Below are 15,835 nucleotides of genomic sequence, written 5' to 3'. Positions count from 1 at the left end.
GAGTCGCGCATCAACAGGGCACGGTCGCATGGAGGTCGCATACGGTCACTTTCGTTCGCCGGTGTTGTCAGCCGGCTCAGAGGGCCGCACGGATCGCTTCGTCGATGCCCGGAAACGCGAACCGGAACCCCGACTCCAGCAACCGTCTCGGCACCACGCGCTGGCTGCCCAGCACATCCCCGGCCATCTCCCCGAGCGCCGTCCGCAGCACCGGGGCGGGCACCGCGAACAGCGCCGGCCGGTGCAGCGCGCGGGCCATCGCCGCGGTGATCTCACCGTTCGTCAGCGGCTGCGGAGCCGTCAGGTTGACCGGACCCGACAGGTCGTCGTGGTCGATGAGGTGCCGGATCGCCGCGACCTCGTCGTGCAGCGCGATGTACGACCAGTACTGCCGCCCGTCGCCCAGCCGCCCCCCGAGCCCCGCCCGGAACAGCGGGAACAAGCGCCCCCAGGCCCCGCCCTCCCGGGCCACCACCAGCCCCGTCCGCGCGCACACCGTCCGCACCCCCGCCTCCCGCGCGGGCGCCGCCGCCTCCTCCCACTCCACGCACAGCGAGGCCAGGAAGCCGTCGCCGGGCGGCGCGTCCTCGTCCACCACCCGGTCGCCCGTGTCGCCGTAGAAGCCGATCGCGCTGCCGTTCACGAACACCCGCGGCGGGCGGGGCAGCGCGGCCACCGCCTCGGCCAGCGCCGTCGTGCCCAGCACCCGGCTGTCCCGGAGCAGCCGCTTGTACTCCGGGCTCCAGCGCCGGTCGCCCACCCCGGCCGCCGCCAGGTTGACCACCGCGTCGCACCCGGCCAGCCCGGCCGCGTCGACGTGACCCCGCCCGGGGTCCCAGCGGATCTCGTCCGCCCCCCGGGGGGCCCGCCGCACCAGCCGGACCACCTCGTGCCCGTCCGCGGTCAGGGACCGCACCAGAGCGCTGCCGATGAGACCGGACGCGCCGGCCACCGCGATACGTGAACGTTCCATGACCCCAGCATGACCGCCCAGCCCCCCCGGTAACCCGGTGGGACGCCCGGGCCGCCCGCCGTAGGGTGACCGTCATGCCCGAGCCGCACATACGCACCGCCCGGCCCGCCGACGAGGAGGAACTCGCCGTCCTCGACCGGGCGACCTGGTCCACCCTGCACGCGGTGGCCCCCCGGCCGCAGCCGCCCTACCCGCCGTTCTTCGACGAGCGGCACCGCCCCGACGACTACCTCGTCGCCGAGGCCGGCCGACGCCTCCTCGGCTACATCCGCCTCGTCCCCGCCACCCCGCTGCCCTCCAACGCGCACGTCCTGGCCGTCCAGGGCTTCGCCGTCGCCGTGGAGGCGCGCGGACGCGGCGTCGGGCGCGCCCTGGTCCGGGCCGCCGTCGCGGAGGCCCGCCGGCGCGGCGCGCGCCGCCTCACCCTGCGCGTCCTCGGGCACAACACCCCCGCCCGGGCGCTGTACGCGTCCGAGGGGTTCGCCGTCGAGGGCGTGCTGCCGCAGGAGTTCCTCATCGACGGCCGGTACGTCGACGACGTGTGCATGGGCCGCGCCCTGTAGGCCCCGCGCACCCGCCGGCCCCCGCGCCGGGGCCTACGAGTCGGCCAGCCGGCCCGTGTCCACCCGCGCCGTCGCCGTGGCCGCACGCCGGGCGTCGCCCGCCACCTCGGCCGCCGTCAGCGCGTACCCCGTCTCGGCGTCCGAGGTGGACCGGGCGAAGACCACCCCGAACACCCTGCCGTCCGTGGTCAGCAGCGGGCCGCCGGAGTTGCCCGGCCGGACCGTGGAGCGGACCGAGTAGATCTCCCGGGTGACCGTGCGGTCGTTGTAGATGTTCTGGCCGGTCGCCCGCACCCGGTTCGCCACCGTCGCCGCCTGCAGGTCCAGCGCCCCGTCCTGCGGATAGCCCGCCACCACCGCCGCGTCCCCGCGCGCGGCACCCGGGTCGAACCGCAGCACCGGCGCGCGCAGCCCCGGCACGTACAGCACCGCCACGTCCCGGTCCGGGTCGAACAGCACCACCCGCGCCCGGTACGACGGCCCCACCCCGCCGACCCGCACGCCCGGGTCGTCGATGCCCGCCACCACGTGCGCGTTGGTCATCACCCGCTGCGGTGCGTACACGAACCCGCTGCCCTCACGGCCCTCCACGCCCGCGGCGCCCTCGATCTTCACCGAGCTCCGCTTGGCGGCGCTCGCCGCGGCCGGCGTGACGCTGTCCCCGGTCGGCCGGGCCACCCGGGCCGTCGACTCGTTCTCGAACGGGTTGAAGACCTGCGGGAAGCCCGCCTCGGTCAGCGCGGACGTGGCCCGCGCGAACCAGGCCGGCGTGGTCTGCGGCATCGCCTCCTGCACCGCGCCCAGCAGCGCCGAGTTCCGTATCGCCGTCGTCAGGGGCTGCGCCGGGGCCGCGCTCAGCACGCTCGCCGCCACCCAGGCCACGATCAGCACCGCGACCGAGTTCGCCGCGGCACCCCCCAGTCCGTCCGCCACCCGCAGCGGACCCCGGTCCAGCTCCCCGCGCAGCCGCAGCGCCAGCCGGCCCGCCAGCTCGTGCCCCACCACCGCCGGTACCAGCACCGTCAGCACCGCGAGCACCGTCGCCGCCGACGTGCCCCGCTCCACCTGACCCGTCACCCAGGGCAGCAGCCACACGCCGACGACCGCACCGCCCACGAACCCGGCCAGCGAGACGCAGCCGGCCACCAGGCCGCGCCGGTACCCGGACACCGCGTAGACGGCGATCACCAGCACAAGCACCAGGTCGAGCAGATCCACGGAGCCGCCTTTCTCTCGGACCCCTCAGTACGGACCGGGCCGGTCCGCTGATCAGCACACGCACCGGAGACGGTCACCGGGCGGCGGAACCGGTCAGGTACGCGTGCACCCCCAGGAACGACCCGGACCAGGACGATGGTTCCATCCGGTGGCACAGCGCACATCACGGGCACCCCGCGGCGCCCGCGGTACCGAGCCCCCCGGCCCCCGGTCCGCAGGGACGCCAAAGACGGCACGCAGCCCGCCGCGAGCCCCGCGCCCCACGGCCGGACGCGGCCGTAAGCCGCCCGGGTGCGGGACAGGTGAGGACCAGGCCGACGCGGCCCCGACGCGCCACGCCGTCACGGCCGGCCGCGCCGGAGCCGGCGTCACTCCCTGAACCGCTCCCACAGGCGGGGGTACCGCTCGGCGAGCACCCGGTCGCTCTCCAGGTCCAGCGGCGTGCCCTGCGGCTCCGCGGGCGCCGGGGCGATACCCAGATCGGGCGCGACCGCGCCGGTGAGCTGCTCGTACGCCTCGTCCGCCGCGTACCCCAGCTCCTCGCCGTCGCCGTCGATCTCCTCGTCGAACTCGCCCAGCAGCTCGGCCAGCGCGTCCGGATCGTGCAGCGCGCCCTCGAACACCTCCCGGCCCTGGCCGATCAGCCAGCACCGGAAGAAGTCGAACGCGTCGTCGCTGCACCCGTCCAGCAGCAGCCAGGCCGCGCCCCACAGATCCCAGCGGTAGGCGCGGTTGTAGCGGGCCTCGAAGTGACGGGCGAAGTCCAAAACCAGCTCGGGATCCAGCCGGAGCAGCCGGTCCACGAGCAGGTCGGCCTGGTCCTCGGGGTCGCCCTCGGCGGCCTCCCGGGTGGAGTCGATCAGCTCCCAGAACTCCGTCTCGTCCATCACGGTCACCAGCATCGGGCCTCGGCCGGTGAGCCGCACGCGGAGTACCGCGCCGCGCGCGGGCCGTCAGCCGGCGTCCCCGCGGGCGTACCGCGCCGCCAGCCGGGCCGCGTCCGCCGCGCACCGCTCCCGCAGGCTCGCCGGAGCCAGCACCTCCGCCTCCGCCCCGAGCGCGGTCAGCTGGCCGTGCGCGACCTCCTCCGACTCCACGGCCAGCGTCAGCGTCACCCAGCCCTCGGCGTCCGGCGCGCCCGCACCGGCCAGCGCCTCCCGAGCGGCGAGCGGATCGACCGCGTACGGCAGCCGGCGCACACCGTCCGCGGAGAGCCGTACGACCACCTCGGCGCGCAGGATCGACCGGGCGAACCGCTCGGCGTGCCCCGCCCAGTGCGCGGGCAGGTCGAAGTCGGCGGCCCGCTGGAAACGCCCGTCCAGGGCGTCGACGGCCTCGAACCGGTCGATCCGGTACGTCCGGAAGGAACCGCCGCCGGCCACCCGCGCGCACAGGTACCAGACACCCGCCTTCAGCACGAGCCCGTACGGCTCCAGCGTCCGCTCGACCTCGGCATCCCCCCGCCGGTAGCGGGCCCGGAGGCAGCGGTCGTCCCACACCGCCTCCGCGATCACCGGCAGCAGCGCGGGCGTCCCGGGCTCCCGGAACCAGGCCGGGGCGTCCAGGTGGAAGCGCTGCGCGGCGGTGTCCGGGGCGTCCCGCAGCGAGGGCAGCAGCGCGGCCGACACCTTCAGCCGGGCCGCCGAGGCGACGTCCTGCAGACCCATCTCCCGCAGCGCGCCCGGCACCCCGCTCAGGAACAGCGCCTCGGCCTCGCTCCGGGCCAGCCCGGTCAGCCGCGTCCGGTACCCGCCGACCAGCCGGTACCCGCCGGCCCGCCCCCGGTCGGCGTACACCGGCACCCCCGCCTCCGACAGCGCCTGCGCGTCCCGTGTCACGGTCCGCTCCGACACCTCCAGCTCCCGCGCCAGCTCGGCGGCGGTCATGACGGGCCGGGACTGGAGCAGGAGGACCATCTTGATGAGGCGGGCCGCACGCATGCACACATCATGCAGGCGGCCCCCGCCTGAGCGGGGGCCGCCTGCCGGTAAGCGGTGCTCTACAGCCCGTACTTCTCCCGGGCCTCCTTGACCGCCGTGGCCTTCACCTCGCCGCGCCGGGCGAGCTGGGCCAGGGCCGCGACGACGATCGACTCGGCGTCGACGCCGAAGTGGCGGCGGGCGGCCTCACGGGTGTCCGACAGGCCGAAGCCGTCGGCGCCCAGCGAGGACCAGTCCTGCTCCACCCACTGCGCGATCTGGTCCGGGACCTGGCGCATGTAGTCCGACACGGCCAGCACCGGGCCCTCGGCGCCCTGCAGCGCCTGGCGGACGTACGGCACCCGCTCCTCGCCGCGCAGCAGCGCCGCGTCGGCCTCCATCGCGTCCCGGCGCAGCTCCGACCAGGAGGTCGCGGACCACACGTCGGCGGCCACACCCCACTCCTCGGCGAGCAGCCGCTGCGCCTGAAGCGCCCAGTGGATCGCCGTGCCCGAGCCGAGCAGCTGGATGCGCGGGGCGTCGGCGACGACGGTGATGCCCGCCGACTCGGCCGTGTTGAAGCGGTACAGGCCCTTGACGATGCCCTCGTCGATGCCGAGGCCCTGCGGCTTCGCCGGCTGCGGCAGCGGCTCGTTGTAGACCGTCAGGTAGTAGAAGACGTTCTGGTCCTCGCCCGGCTTGGCCTCGCCGTACATCCGGCGCAGACCCTCACGGACGATCACCGCGATCTCGTAGGCGAACGCGGGGTCGTACGTCAGCGCGGCCGGGTTGGTCGCGGCGATCACCGGGGAGTGGCCGTCGGCGTGCTGCAGGCCCTCGCCGGTGAGGGTCGTACGGCCGGCCGTCGCGCCGACGAGGAAGCCGCGGCCGAGCTGGTCGCCGAGCTGCCACATCTGGTCGGCGGTGCGCTGCCAGCCGAACATCGAGTAGAAGATGTAGAACGGGATCATCGCCTCGCCGTGCGTCGCGTACGCGGTGGACGCGGCGATGAAGTCGGCCATCGAACCGGCCTCGGTGATCCCCTCGTTGAGGATCTGGCCGTTCTCGGCCTCCTTGTAGTACATCAGCTGGTCGCGGTCGACCGGCTCGTACGTCTGGCCCTTGGGGGAGTAGATGCCCAGGGACGGGAAGAGGCTCTCCATGCCGAAGGTGCGCGCCTCGTCCGGGACGATCGGCACCCAGCGCCTGCCCGTCTCCTTGTCGCGGACCAGGTCCTTGACCAGGCGGACGAAGGCCATGGTGGTGGCCACGTTCTGCGAGCCGGAGCCCTTGTCGAAGGAGGCGAACGCCTTCTCCGCCGGGGCGGGCAGCGCGGGCAGCGCGTGGGTACGGCGGGCCGGGGCCGGGCCGCCGAGGGCCGCGCGGCGCTCCTGGAGGTAGCGGACCTCGGGGGAGTCGGCGCCCGGGTGGCCGTAGGGCACCACGCCGTCGGTGAAGTCGCTGTCCTTGATCGGCAGCTCCAGCAGGTCGCGCATCGCCTTGAACTCGTCCACCGTCAGCTTCTTCATCTGGTGGTTGGCGTTCTTCGACGCGAAGCCCTCGCCGAGGGTGTGGCCCTTGACCGTCTGGGCCAGGATCACGGTCGGCGCGCCCTTGTGCTCGACGGCCGCCTTGTACGCCGCGTAGACCTTGCGGGACTCGTGACCGCCGCGGGAGAGGTGGAAGCACTCCAGGATCTTGTCGTCGCTCAGCAGCTTCGCCATCTCGGCGAGCGCCGGGTCCTTGCCGAAGAAGTCCTGGCGGATGTAGGCGGCGTCGCGGGTCTGGTACGTCTGGACCTGGGCATCCGGTACCTCGCGCAGGCGGCGGACCAGCGCGCCGGTGGTGTCGAGCTGGAACAGCTCGTCCCAGGCGGTGCCCCACAGCGTCTTGATCACGTTCCAGCCGGCGCCGCGGAACTGGGCCTCCAGCTCCTGCACGATCTTGAAGTTGGCGCGGACCGGGCCGTCGAGACGCTGCAGGTTGCAGTTGATGACGAAGGTGAGGTTGTCCAGCTCCTCACGCGCGGCGAGCGCGAGGGCCGCCGTCGACTCCGGCTCGTCCATCTCGCCGTCGCCCAGGAAGGCCCAGACGTGGGAGGCGGAGACGTCCTTGATGGCGCGGTTGGTCAGGTAGCGGTTGAAACGCGCCTGGTAGATCGCGGAGAGCGGGCCGAGGCCCATCGACACCGTCGGGAACTCCCACAGCCAGGGCAGGCGGCGCGGGTGCGGGTAGGAGGGCAGGCCGTTGCCGCCCGACTCCTGGCGGAAGTTGTCGAGGTGGTGCTCGGTCAGCCGGCCGTCGAGGAAGGCGCGGGCGTAGATGCCGGGGGAGGCGTGGCCCTGGATGTAGAGCTGGTCACCCGAGCCGTCGCCCTCCTTGCCCTTGAAGAAGTGGTTGAAGCCGGTCTCGTAGAGCCAGGCCGCGGAGGCGAAGGTGGCGATGTGGCCGCCGACGCCGTACTTCGAGCCGCGGGTCACCATGGCGGCCGCGTTCCAGCGGTTCCAGGCGGTGATCCGGGCTTCCATCTCCGGGTCGCCGGGCACGGCCGGCTCGGCGGCGGTCGGGATGGTGTTGACGTAGTCGGTTTCGAGGAGCTTCGGCAGCGCGATGCCGCCCGCCTCGGCGCGCTCCAGCGTGCGGCGCATCAGGTACGCGGCGCGGTGCGGCCCGGCCTCCCTGGCGACGGCGTCCAGGGAGGCCTGCCACTCGGCGGTCTCCTCCGGGTCGCGGTCCGGGAGCTGGTCGAGCGCGCTCGGCTGGATGGCGTTGGGGTCGGTCATGTCGCCGCCTTCCTCAGTCGAAGGGGGTTCCCTCATCGGTAAGGGTTCGGGGGTGCCCTTGGTCTTTGGCAGGACAGGGCAGTGGACCTCGGTGGAAGTCCGTCGGCGACTGTAACTCGCTGATCGATGATCGATCAAAGGGTTGAGGGCGAAAAAGTCTTGATTCCGAGAAAGTAGGCACCCGGTGCCTTCAGTGATGGCACCGGGTGACGCGAAAACGCCTTGTTTTCGCAGGTGAGGCGGCGTTTGAGCGCGGGCTCGCTCGGCTGAACCGGGGCCGTCAGGCCCGCGGCGCGCAGCCGAGGACGTGCGCCTTCACCAGCTCGGCGATACGCGGATCCCGCCGCTTGAACGCCTGCACCAGCTCCTCGTGCTCCTCCGCGTACGACTGCTGGACCGTGCCCAGCCAGCGGATCGACAGCGCCGTGAACACCTCGATGCCCAGGCCCTCCCAGGTGTGCAGCAGCACCGAGTTGCGCGCCGCGCGGACCAGCTCGCGGTGGAAGCCGACCGTGTGGCGCACCTGACCGGTGCCGTCCGCCTGCCGGTCGGCCTCGTACAGGGCCAGGACGTGCGGCTCCAGCGCCGAGCAGTCCTCCGCCAGGCGCTCCGCCGCCAGCTCCGCCGCGATGGCCTCCAGGCCGGCCCGCACCGGGTAGCTCTCCTCCAGGTCGGCCGCGGTCAGGTTGCGCACGCGGACGCCCTTGTTGGGGGCCGACTCGATCAGGCGCAGCGACTCCAGCTCGCGCAGGGCCTCCCGGACCGGGGTCTGGCTGACCTCCAGCTCGGTGGCGATCCGGCGCTCAACGATGCGCTCGCCCGGCTGCCAGCGCCCGCTGACGATCCCCTCCACGATGTGCTCGCGGATCTGCTCGCGCAGCGAGTGGACGACGGGCGCGGTCATGAGGGCTCCTTAGGGAGGGCTGACGTTTAGACAATAAGGCCGGTCCGCTCCGCGGGTAGGGCGCGTGGGGGTGCTTTTGCGCAGGTGAGACAAGGCTTACACGCCCGGCATGCGAACAAACGCGAACACCCCGCCCGGAAGGTTCCGGGCGGGGTGCCGTACGGCCTGATCGGGGACCGGGGGTCAGAGACCGAGCTCGACCTCGAACTCGCCCGCCTCCAGGATCGCCTTGACCGCCGTCAGGTAACGGGCCGCGTCGGCGCCGTCGACCAGGCGGTGGTCGTAGGAGAGGGTCAGGTAGGTCATGTCGCGGACGCCGATGACCGTGCCCTCCTCCGTCTCGATGACGGCCGGACGCTTGACCGTGGCACCGATGCCGAGGATCGCGACCTGGCCCGGCGGCACGATGATCGTGTCGAAGAGCGCGCCGCGCGAACCGGTGTTGGAGATGGTGAAGGTCGCGCCGGACAGCTCGTCCGGGGTGATCTTGTTGGCGCGGACCTTGCCGGCCAGCTCCGCCGTGGCCTTGGCGATGCCCGCGATGTTGAGGTCGCCGGCGTGCTTGATGACCGGGGTCATCAGGCCCTTCTCGGAGTCCACCGCGATACCGATGTTCTCGGAGTCGAAGTAGGTGATCGTGCCCTCGGCCTCGTTGATCTTGGCGTTGATGACCGGGTGGGCCTTCAGCGCCTGCGCGGCGGCCTTGACGAAGAACGGCATCGGGGAGAGCTTGACGCCCTCGCGTGCCGCGAAGGAGTCCTTCGCCCGGGCGCGCAGCTTCATCAGGCGGGTGACGTCGACCTCGACGACCGACGACAGCTGGGCCTGCTCGTGCAGCGCCTTGACCATGGGCCGGGGCAGCGGCGACGGGCGCCGGAGCCGGGGCCGGAGCGGCGGGGGCCGGAGCCGGCGCGGGAGCCGGAGCCGGAGCCGGGGCCGGGGCGGGAGCCGGGGCCGGGGCGGGAGCCGGAGCGGCGGCGGGGGCCGGGGCGGCCGGAGCCGGAGCGGCGGCCGGGGCGGCACCCGGGGCGCCGATGACGGCGAGCTTGGCGCCGACCTCGGCGGTCTCGTCCTCGCCGACCGTGATCTCCAGCAGCACACCCGAGGTGGGCGCCGGGATCTCGGTGTCGACCTTGTCCGTGGAGACTTCGAGCAGCGGCTCGTCGGCCTCGACGGAGTCGCCCACCGACTTCAGCCAGCGGGTGACGGTGCCCTCGGTGACGGACTCGCCGAGCGCGGGCAGGACCACGTCCGTGCCCTCGGCGGAGCCGCCGCCGGAAGCCGCCTCGGCGGTCGGGGCGGGGGCGGGGGCGGCCTGCTCGGTGGACGGAGCGGCCTGCGGGGCCGGCTCGGGCTCGGCGGCCGGAGCCGGGGCGGGCTCGGCGGCCGGAGCGGCCTCGGCGGCGGGGGCCGGGGCGGCGGCGGGCGCGCCCGTGCCGTCGTCGATCAGGGCCAGCTCGGCGCCGACCTCGACCGTCTCGTCCTCGGCGACCTTGATGGAGGCCAGCACACCGGAGGCGGGGGCCGGGATCTCGGTGTCGACCTTGTCGGTCGAGACTTCGAGCAGCGGCTCGTCGGCCTCGACGCGTTCGCCCTCGGCCTTCAGCCAGCGGGTGACAGTGCCCTCGGTGACGCTCTCACCGAGCGCCGGAAGGGTTACGGAAACCGCCATGGTTTCGGTTGCTCCTAACGAATTGCGGAAGTCTGTGTCGTCGCGCCCGTGGACCGAAGGCTCAGTCGTGGGAGTGCAGCGGCTTGCCGGCCAGGGCCAGGTGGGCCTCGCCGAGCGCCTCGCTCTGCGTCGGGTGGGCGTGGATGAGCTGGGCGACCTCGGCCGGCAGCGCCTCCCAGTTGTAGATCAGCTGGGCCTCGCCGACCTGCTCACCCATGCGGTCGCCGACCATGTGGACGCCGACCACGGCACCGTCCTTGACCTGGACGAGCTTGATCTCGCCCGCGGTCTTGAGGATCTTGCTCTTCCCGTTGCCCGCCAGGTTGTACTTCAGAGCGACGACCTTGTCCGCGCCGTAGATCTCCTTGGCCTTGGCCTCGGTGATGCCGACGGAGGCGACCTCCGGGTGGCAGTACGTCACCCGCGGGACACCGTCGTAGTCGATCGGAACGACCTTCAGACCGGCCAGACGCTCCGCCACCAGGATGCCCTCGGCGAAGCCGACGTGCGCGAGCTGGAGCGTCGGGACGAGGTCGCCGACGGCGGAGATGGTCGGAACGTTGGTGCGCATGTACTCGTCCACGAGGACGTAACCGCGGTCCATGGCGACCCCGGCCTCCTCGTAGCCCAGGCCCTGCGAGACCGGGCCGCGGCCGACGGCGACGAGGAGGACCTCGGCCTCGAACTCCTTGCCGTCGGCGAGGGTGACCTTCACGCCGTCCTGGGTGTACTCGGCCTTCTGGAAGAAGGTGCCGAGGTTGAACTTGATGCCGCGCTTGCGGAACGCACGCTCAAGAAGCTTCGAGGAGTTCTCGTCCTCGACCGGGACGAGGTGCTTCAGGCCCTCGATGACCGTGACGTCCGAGCCGAAGGACTTCCACGCCGAGGCGAACTCGACACCGATGACACCGCCGCCGAGGATGATCGCGGACTTGGGCACGCGGTCCAGGACGAGGGCGTGGTCGGAGGAGATGATGCGGTTGCCGTCGATCTCCAGGCCCGGCAGCGACTTCGGCACGGAGCCGGTCGCCAGCAGCACGTGGCGGCCCTGGACGCGCTGGCCGTTCACGTCCACGGAGGTGGGGGAGGACAGCCGGCCCTCACCCTCGATGTACGTCACCTTCCGGGACGCGATGAGCCCCTGCAGACCCTTGTACAGGCCCGAGATCACGTCGTCCTTGTACTTGTGGACGGCCGGGACGTCGATGCCCTCGAAGGTGGCCTTCACACCGAACTGCTCGCTCTCGCGGGCCTGGTCGGCGATCTCGCCCGCGTGCAGCAGGGCCTTGGTGGGGATGCAACCCCGGTGCAGGCAGGTGCCGCCGACCTTGTCCTTCTCGATCAGGGCGACGTCCAGGCCCAGCTGCGCCCCGCGCAGGGCCGCGGCGTAACCACCGCTACCACCGCCGAGGATCACTAGGTCGAAAACGGTGCTGGCGTCGTTCGCCACGTCACGTCCTCCATGCATGTGCGCCGTAGGCCGGTCTTCGCTGACCGGCAGGCGGCTGGTGTCCGGCCGCTTGATGCTTCGGCCCTTCGGTGGGGGCCCTGTCCTGCCGGGCTCCATCTTTGCACTTGTCGGACGGGATCGAGACGCCGGGCCGGTGTGTGAGACGTCCCACGTTCCCTGGAAAACGAAGGCGCGCGGGGGCAGGGGCGCGGGGAACTGCGCGAACAGCCCCCACGCCCCTGCGGACGCCGTAGTGCCGGCCGGACCGGGCCGGCAGGCGACTCAGCCCAGGTCACCCGCGGCGGTGAGCTCCGCGAGCCGCACCAGCGTGCGCACGGCCGACCCGGTGCCGCCCTTGGGCGTGTAGCCGAACGGGCCGCCCTCGTTGAACGCCGGCCCGGCGATGTCGAGGTGCGCCCACGTGATGCCCTCGCCCACGAACTCGCGGAGGAAGAGGCCGGCGACCAGCCCGCCGCCCATCCGCTCGCCCATGTTCGCGATGTCGGCCACGGTCGAGTCCATGCCCTTGCGCAGGTGCTCCGGCAGCGGCATCGGCCAGGCCGGCTCGCCGACCTCCTCCGCCGCCTCGTACACCGTGGAGCGGAACGCGTCGTCGTTGGCCATGACACCGAACGTCCGGCTGCCCAGCGCCAGCATCATCGCGCCGGTCAGCGTGGCCACGTCCACGATCGCGTCCGGGCTCTCCTGCGAGGCCGCCCACAGCGCGTCGGCGAGCACCAGCCGGCCCTCGGCGTCGGTGTTGAGCACCTCCACCGTCTTGCCGCTGTACATGCGCAGCACGTCACCCGGGCGCACCGCGGAGCCGGACGGCATGTTCTCGGCCAGCGCCAGCCAGCCGGTGACGTTGACCTCGAGCCCGAGGCGCGCGGCGGCGACGACCGCGGCGAACACGGCGGCGGCACCGCTCATGTCGCACTTCATCGTCTCGTTGTGCCCGGCCGGCTTCAGCGAGATGCCGCCCGAGTCGTAGGTGATGCCCTTGCCGACGAAGGCCAGGTGCTTCTCCGCCTTCGGGTGCCGGTACGACAGCTTCACCAGGCGCGGGGTGGCCGCCGAGCCGCCGCCGACGCCGAGGATGCCGCCGTAGCCGCCCTTGACCAGGGCCTTGTCGTCGAGCACCTGCACCTTGAGGCCGTGCTCCTTGGCCGCGGTCTGCGTGATGCCGGCGAAGGCGGCGGGGGTGAGGTCGTTCGGCGGCATGTTGATCAGGTCGCGGGCGCGGTTCAGCTCCTCGCAGACCGCGACCGCGCGGGCGAGCGCACCCTTGTGGGCGGCGTCGCGCGGCTTGCCGCCGAGCAGCGCGGCCTCGGCCAGCGGCGCCTTGCCGTTCCTGGCCTTGGCGGTGCCGGCGTCCTGGCCGCTCCGGTAGGCGTCGAAGGAGTAGGCGCCGAGCAGGATGCCCTCGCCGATCGCGCCGATGGCGCCGGGGCCGTCGATCGGCAGCGCGAACGCGGCCTTGCGGGTCCCGGTGAGCGCGCGGGCGGCCACACCGGCGGCCCGGCGCAGGGCCTCGGCGTCGTAGCCGGCGTCCTCGTCGTCGCCGGGCTCCGCGCCGAGGCCCACCGCCACCACGAGCGGGGCCTTGAAGCCGGCCGGTGCGGGCAGCTTCGTCAGCTCGCCCTCGGCACCCGAGGCACCGAGGGTCTCCAGAACGCCGGCCAGCTTGCCGTCGTACGCCTTGTCCACGGCCTCGGCGCCCGGCGCGACGACGGGCCCCTGGGCGCCCTTGGCGACACCGATCACGATCGCGTCGGCCCGCAGGCCGGGCGCCGCGGCGGTGCTGAGAGTCAGAGCAGTCACGGTGGTGAAATCTCGCTTCCGATGTGAAGTTGCAGTGGCCGAAATGGGGTGGGTCGACCGGGCCCGAGAGCCGACCCTAGGTCCAGGCCTGGGGACAGGTGGCAACCGGGGCCTTCACCCTGTCGGCGAACACCCGGGACGAGACTACGCGCGTGGGTGCGTCCGCTCATTCCCTCGGGTGGCGGAACGGGCGGCGGAACACGGACGTGCCGGGCCGGGAACGGCTAGCGGCCGAGGGCCAGCACCACGAGAGCGACGGTCGCGGCCGTCTCGGCGACCGCGCCGAACACGTCCCCGGTCACCCCGCCGAACCTGCGGACGCACAGCCGCAGCAGCACCTCGGCCCCGCCGGCCCCCGCCGACACCGCCGCGGCGGCCCGCGGGCCCGCCACCGCGGCCAGCGCCACCACCGCCGCGGCGGCCCCCAGGGCGACGGCCCCCGGCACCACCCCGGCCACCGCCGCCCCGAGCCCCTCCGGGCGGGCGGCCGGCACCCCCGCGCGGGCGGCCAGGGTGAGGGCCAGCCGGGCGGTGACCGCCGAGGCCACGGCCGCCACGGCCCCCCGGGTCCACGAGTCGCCGTAGAGCTGCGCCAGTACGGCGACCTGGGCCAGCAGCACCAGGACGAGGGTGAGCACCCCGAACGGCCCGATGTCCGACTGCTTCATGATCCGCAGCGCGTCCTCGGCGGGCTTGCCGCTGCCCAGCCCGTCGGCGGTGTCGGCGAGCCCGTCCAGGTGCAGGCCCCGGGTCAGCACGGCCGGTACGGCGACCGAGGCGACGGCGGCGAGCAGCGGGCCCGCGCCGAGCAGGAGCAGCAGCACCCCGAGCCCGGCCGCGCAGCCGCCGACGACCAGCCCGGCCACCGGGGCCGACAGCATGCCCCCGCGCGCGGCCACCCGGTCCCAGCGGTGCACCCGGACGGGCAGCACGGTGAGGGTGCCGAAGGCGAACCGGAGACCGTCCAGGGGGGAGGATTTCTGCACCGGCGCAGGGTACCCGGCGGCCGGAGGGCCCCCGAGGGGTGCCGGGGATACAGTGCGCACATGGGGCACTGGTGGGTGCGCAACATCGTCGAGCCGGGCAAACTCCCGCTGCTGCTCGCCCTCACCGCCTTCGTGCTGACGTTCGTCCTCACCCGGGTCGTCACCCGGCTGATCCGGGCCGGCAAGGGCCCGTTCGGCAACGTCAGGGCGGGCGGGCTGCACATCCACCACGTCGTGCCCGGGGTCGTGCTGACCCTGGTCGGCGGCTTCGGCGCGGTCGCCAGCGACCGGCACGGCGCCGGCGGGATCGTCTCCGCCGTGCTGTTCGGCATGGGCGCGGGCCTGGTCCTGGACGAGTTCGCGCTGATCCTGCACCTGGACGACGTCTACTGGACCGAGGAGGGGCGCAAGAGCGTCGAGGTCGTCGTGCTGACCGCCGCCCTCGTCGGCCTGCTGCTCGGGGGCTTCTCCCCGTTCGGCGTCAACGACCTGTCGCGGGAGGAGCTCCAGGACCGCGGCGGCGTCCTCGCCACCGTCTCCGGCAACTTCCTCCTCTCGCTCATCGCCCTGGGCAAGGGCAAGGCCCGCACCGCGCTCTTCGGGGTGATCGTGCCGCTGGTCGCGCTGGTCGGCGCGGTCCGGCTCGCCCGCCCCGGCTCCCCGTGGGCCCGCCGCTTCTACGGCCGCCGTCCCCGTGCCCGCGCCAGGGCCGCGCTGCGCGCCTACCGGCACGACCGCCGCTGGGTCCGGCCGAGCCGCGCCGTTCAGGACTGGATCGGCGGCAAACCCGATCCGCGTCCGGCGCGCCTGCCCGACCACAGGTGACGGCCGGGGCGGTGCGGCCGCCCCGCCCGCTGGTGCCGCAGCGCCGCCAGCAGGCACAGCAGCCCCACCGCCATCAGCGCGGCCAGGTGCTCCTTGCCCGCCAGGTTCTCCTTCACCAGCACCTCGACGACCATGGCCAGGGTCACCGCACCCGCCGTCGCGTAGGCGCCGTACCGCCAGGCCACGAACACCGCGAGCCCCACCACGGCCGCCGACGGGCCGGTGTCCACCACCTGCGCGTCGGTCCACGGCAGCCCGAACGGGGCGTGCCCGCCGAGGGTGATGCCCAGCCGCGCGTACAGGGTCCCGGCGAGCGTGGCGACGTAGGCGATGGTCAGCGCCCGCCCCCAGCCCAGGCACAGCTCGGCGATCCCGAACACCAGCAGGATCTGGGCCAGCGCCCCCCACACCGGCAGGTCGAGCGCGGGCACGAACATCGACAGGGGGGTGCGCAGCAGGGCCAGCCACAGCGGGTCCTCGGCCCGTACGGCACCCAGGTTCTGCACCGGCTGATAGCCCCACGGCTGGTTCTGCACGTACTGCAGGAACGCCGTCATGCCCACCGCGGCGACCGTCATCGGTACGGCCGCCAGACCCCGTCTCCGCAGGGGTTCGCGCGCGGCGGCGCACAGCGGCCCCCACTCGGCACGGGCCCCGCGGGCCAGGGCCCTCACGGCACGTCCCTCGTCGAACGTTCCCCCGTCAAGCGTTCCTGCCATCG

Annotated in this window: 12 protein-coding genes and 1 pseudogene; 2 read left to right on the top strand and 11 right to left on the bottom strand. The window is 73.6% G+C overall.

The window, feature by feature from the left end:
- Positions 1 to 76: 76 nt before the first annotated feature.
- On the bottom strand, positions 77 to 973 hold the full coding sequence (locus tag IG05_RS0109325) for a TIGR01777 family oxidoreductase (RefSeq protein ID WP_030340943.1): 897 nt from the start codon (positions 971 to 973) through the stop codon (positions 77 to 79).
- 74 nt (positions 974 to 1,047) lie between these two features.
- On the opposite strand from IG05_RS0109325, the gene IG05_RS0109320 reads away from it, so the two are divergent.
- The gene (locus IG05_RS0109320; RefSeq protein ID WP_030340940.1) at positions 1,048 to 1,536 is read left to right on the top strand and encodes a GNAT family N-acetyltransferase; all 489 of its coding nucleotides are present in this window, start codon (positions 1,048 to 1,050) and stop codon (positions 1,534 to 1,536) included.
- Positions 1,537 to 1,569: 33 nt separating this feature from the next.
- Here the strand turns inward: IG05_RS0109320 and IG05_RS0109315 are convergent, their stop codons facing one another.
- From IG05_RS0109315 to IG05_RS0109275, 9 genes and pseudogenes are all read right to left on the bottom strand, one after another.
- Entirely contained in the window at positions 1,570 to 2,754 is a 1,185-nt protein-coding gene (locus IG05_RS0109315; RefSeq protein ID WP_030340938.1) for a MarP family serine protease, read from the bottom strand.
- A gap of 368 nt (positions 2,755 to 3,122) precedes the next feature.
- Positions 3,123 to 3,641, bottom strand: coding sequence for a DUF4240 domain-containing protein (locus tag IG05_RS0109310; RefSeq protein ID WP_030340935.1), 519 nt, complete (start codon positions 3,639 to 3,641; stop codon positions 3,123 to 3,125).
- 66 nt (positions 3,642 to 3,707) lie between these two features.
- On the bottom strand, positions 3,708 to 4,694 hold the full coding sequence (locus tag IG05_RS0109305; protein WP_030340927.1) for a helix-turn-helix transcriptional regulator: 987 nt from the start codon (positions 4,692 to 4,694) through the stop codon (positions 3,708 to 3,710).
- 59 nt (positions 4,695 to 4,753) lie between these two features.
- On the bottom strand, positions 4,754 to 7,456 hold the full coding sequence (aceE, locus tag IG05_RS0109300) for a pyruvate dehydrogenase (acetyl-transferring), homodimeric type (RefSeq protein ID WP_030340924.1): 2,703 nt from the start codon (positions 7,454 to 7,456) through the stop codon (positions 4,754 to 4,756).
- Between the two features lie 280 nt (positions 7,457 to 7,736).
- Positions 7,737 to 8,360, bottom strand: a complete 624-nt coding sequence (locus tag IG05_RS0109295) for a GntR family transcriptional regulator (protein WP_030340923.1) — start codon at positions 8,358 to 8,360, stop codon at positions 7,737 to 7,739.
- 183 nt (positions 8,361 to 8,543) lie between these two features.
- Positions 8,544 to 10,032, bottom strand: a pseudogene (locus tag IG05_RS42045) (2-oxo acid dehydrogenase subunit E2).
- Between the two features lie 61 nt (positions 10,033 to 10,093).
- Entirely contained in the window at positions 10,094 to 11,482 is a 1,389-nt protein-coding gene (lpdA, locus tag IG05_RS0109285; RefSeq protein WP_030340921.1) for a dihydrolipoyl dehydrogenase, read from the bottom strand.
- A 282-nt stretch (positions 11,483 to 11,764) separates the two neighbouring features.
- Positions 11,765 to 13,303, bottom strand: a complete 1,539-nt coding sequence (locus IG05_RS0109280) for a leucyl aminopeptidase (RefSeq protein ID WP_030340919.1) — start codon at positions 13,301 to 13,303, stop codon at positions 11,765 to 11,767.
- A 224-nt stretch (positions 13,304 to 13,527) separates the two neighbouring features.
- A complete protein-coding gene (locus IG05_RS0109275) occupies positions 13,528 to 14,289 on the bottom strand; it encodes an adenosylcobinamide-GDP ribazoletransferase (RefSeq protein ID WP_030340917.1) in 762 nt (253 codons plus the stop codon).
- 60 nt (positions 14,290 to 14,349) lie between these two features.
- Here IG05_RS0109275 and IG05_RS0109270 point away from each other — a divergent pair, with 60 nt between their 5' ends.
- Positions 14,350 to 15,114, top strand: a complete 765-nt coding sequence (locus tag IG05_RS0109270; RefSeq protein WP_030340915.1) for a hypothetical protein — start codon at positions 14,350 to 14,352, stop codon at positions 15,112 to 15,114.
- On the opposite strand, the gene IG05_RS47740 is transcribed toward IG05_RS0109270, so the two are convergent.
- Positions 15,054 to 15,833 carry a hypothetical protein gene (locus IG05_RS47740; protein WP_051789678.1) on the bottom strand — a complete coding sequence of 260 codons (780 nt, stop codon included), beginning with the start codon at positions 15,831 to 15,833 and terminating at the stop codon, positions 15,054 to 15,056. The genes IG05_RS0109270 and IG05_RS47740 overlap by 61 nt on opposite strands.
- Positions 15,834 to 15,835 lie beyond the last annotated feature (2 nt).

The organism is Streptomyces sp. NRRL S-1022 (genome assembly GCF_000720135.1).
GTDB lineage: Bacteria > Actinomycetota > Actinomycetes > Streptomycetales > Streptomycetaceae > Streptomyces.
The sequence above is the reverse complement of the archived record's forward strand: the minus strand, read 5'-3'. Positions and strand labels throughout refer to the sequence as shown.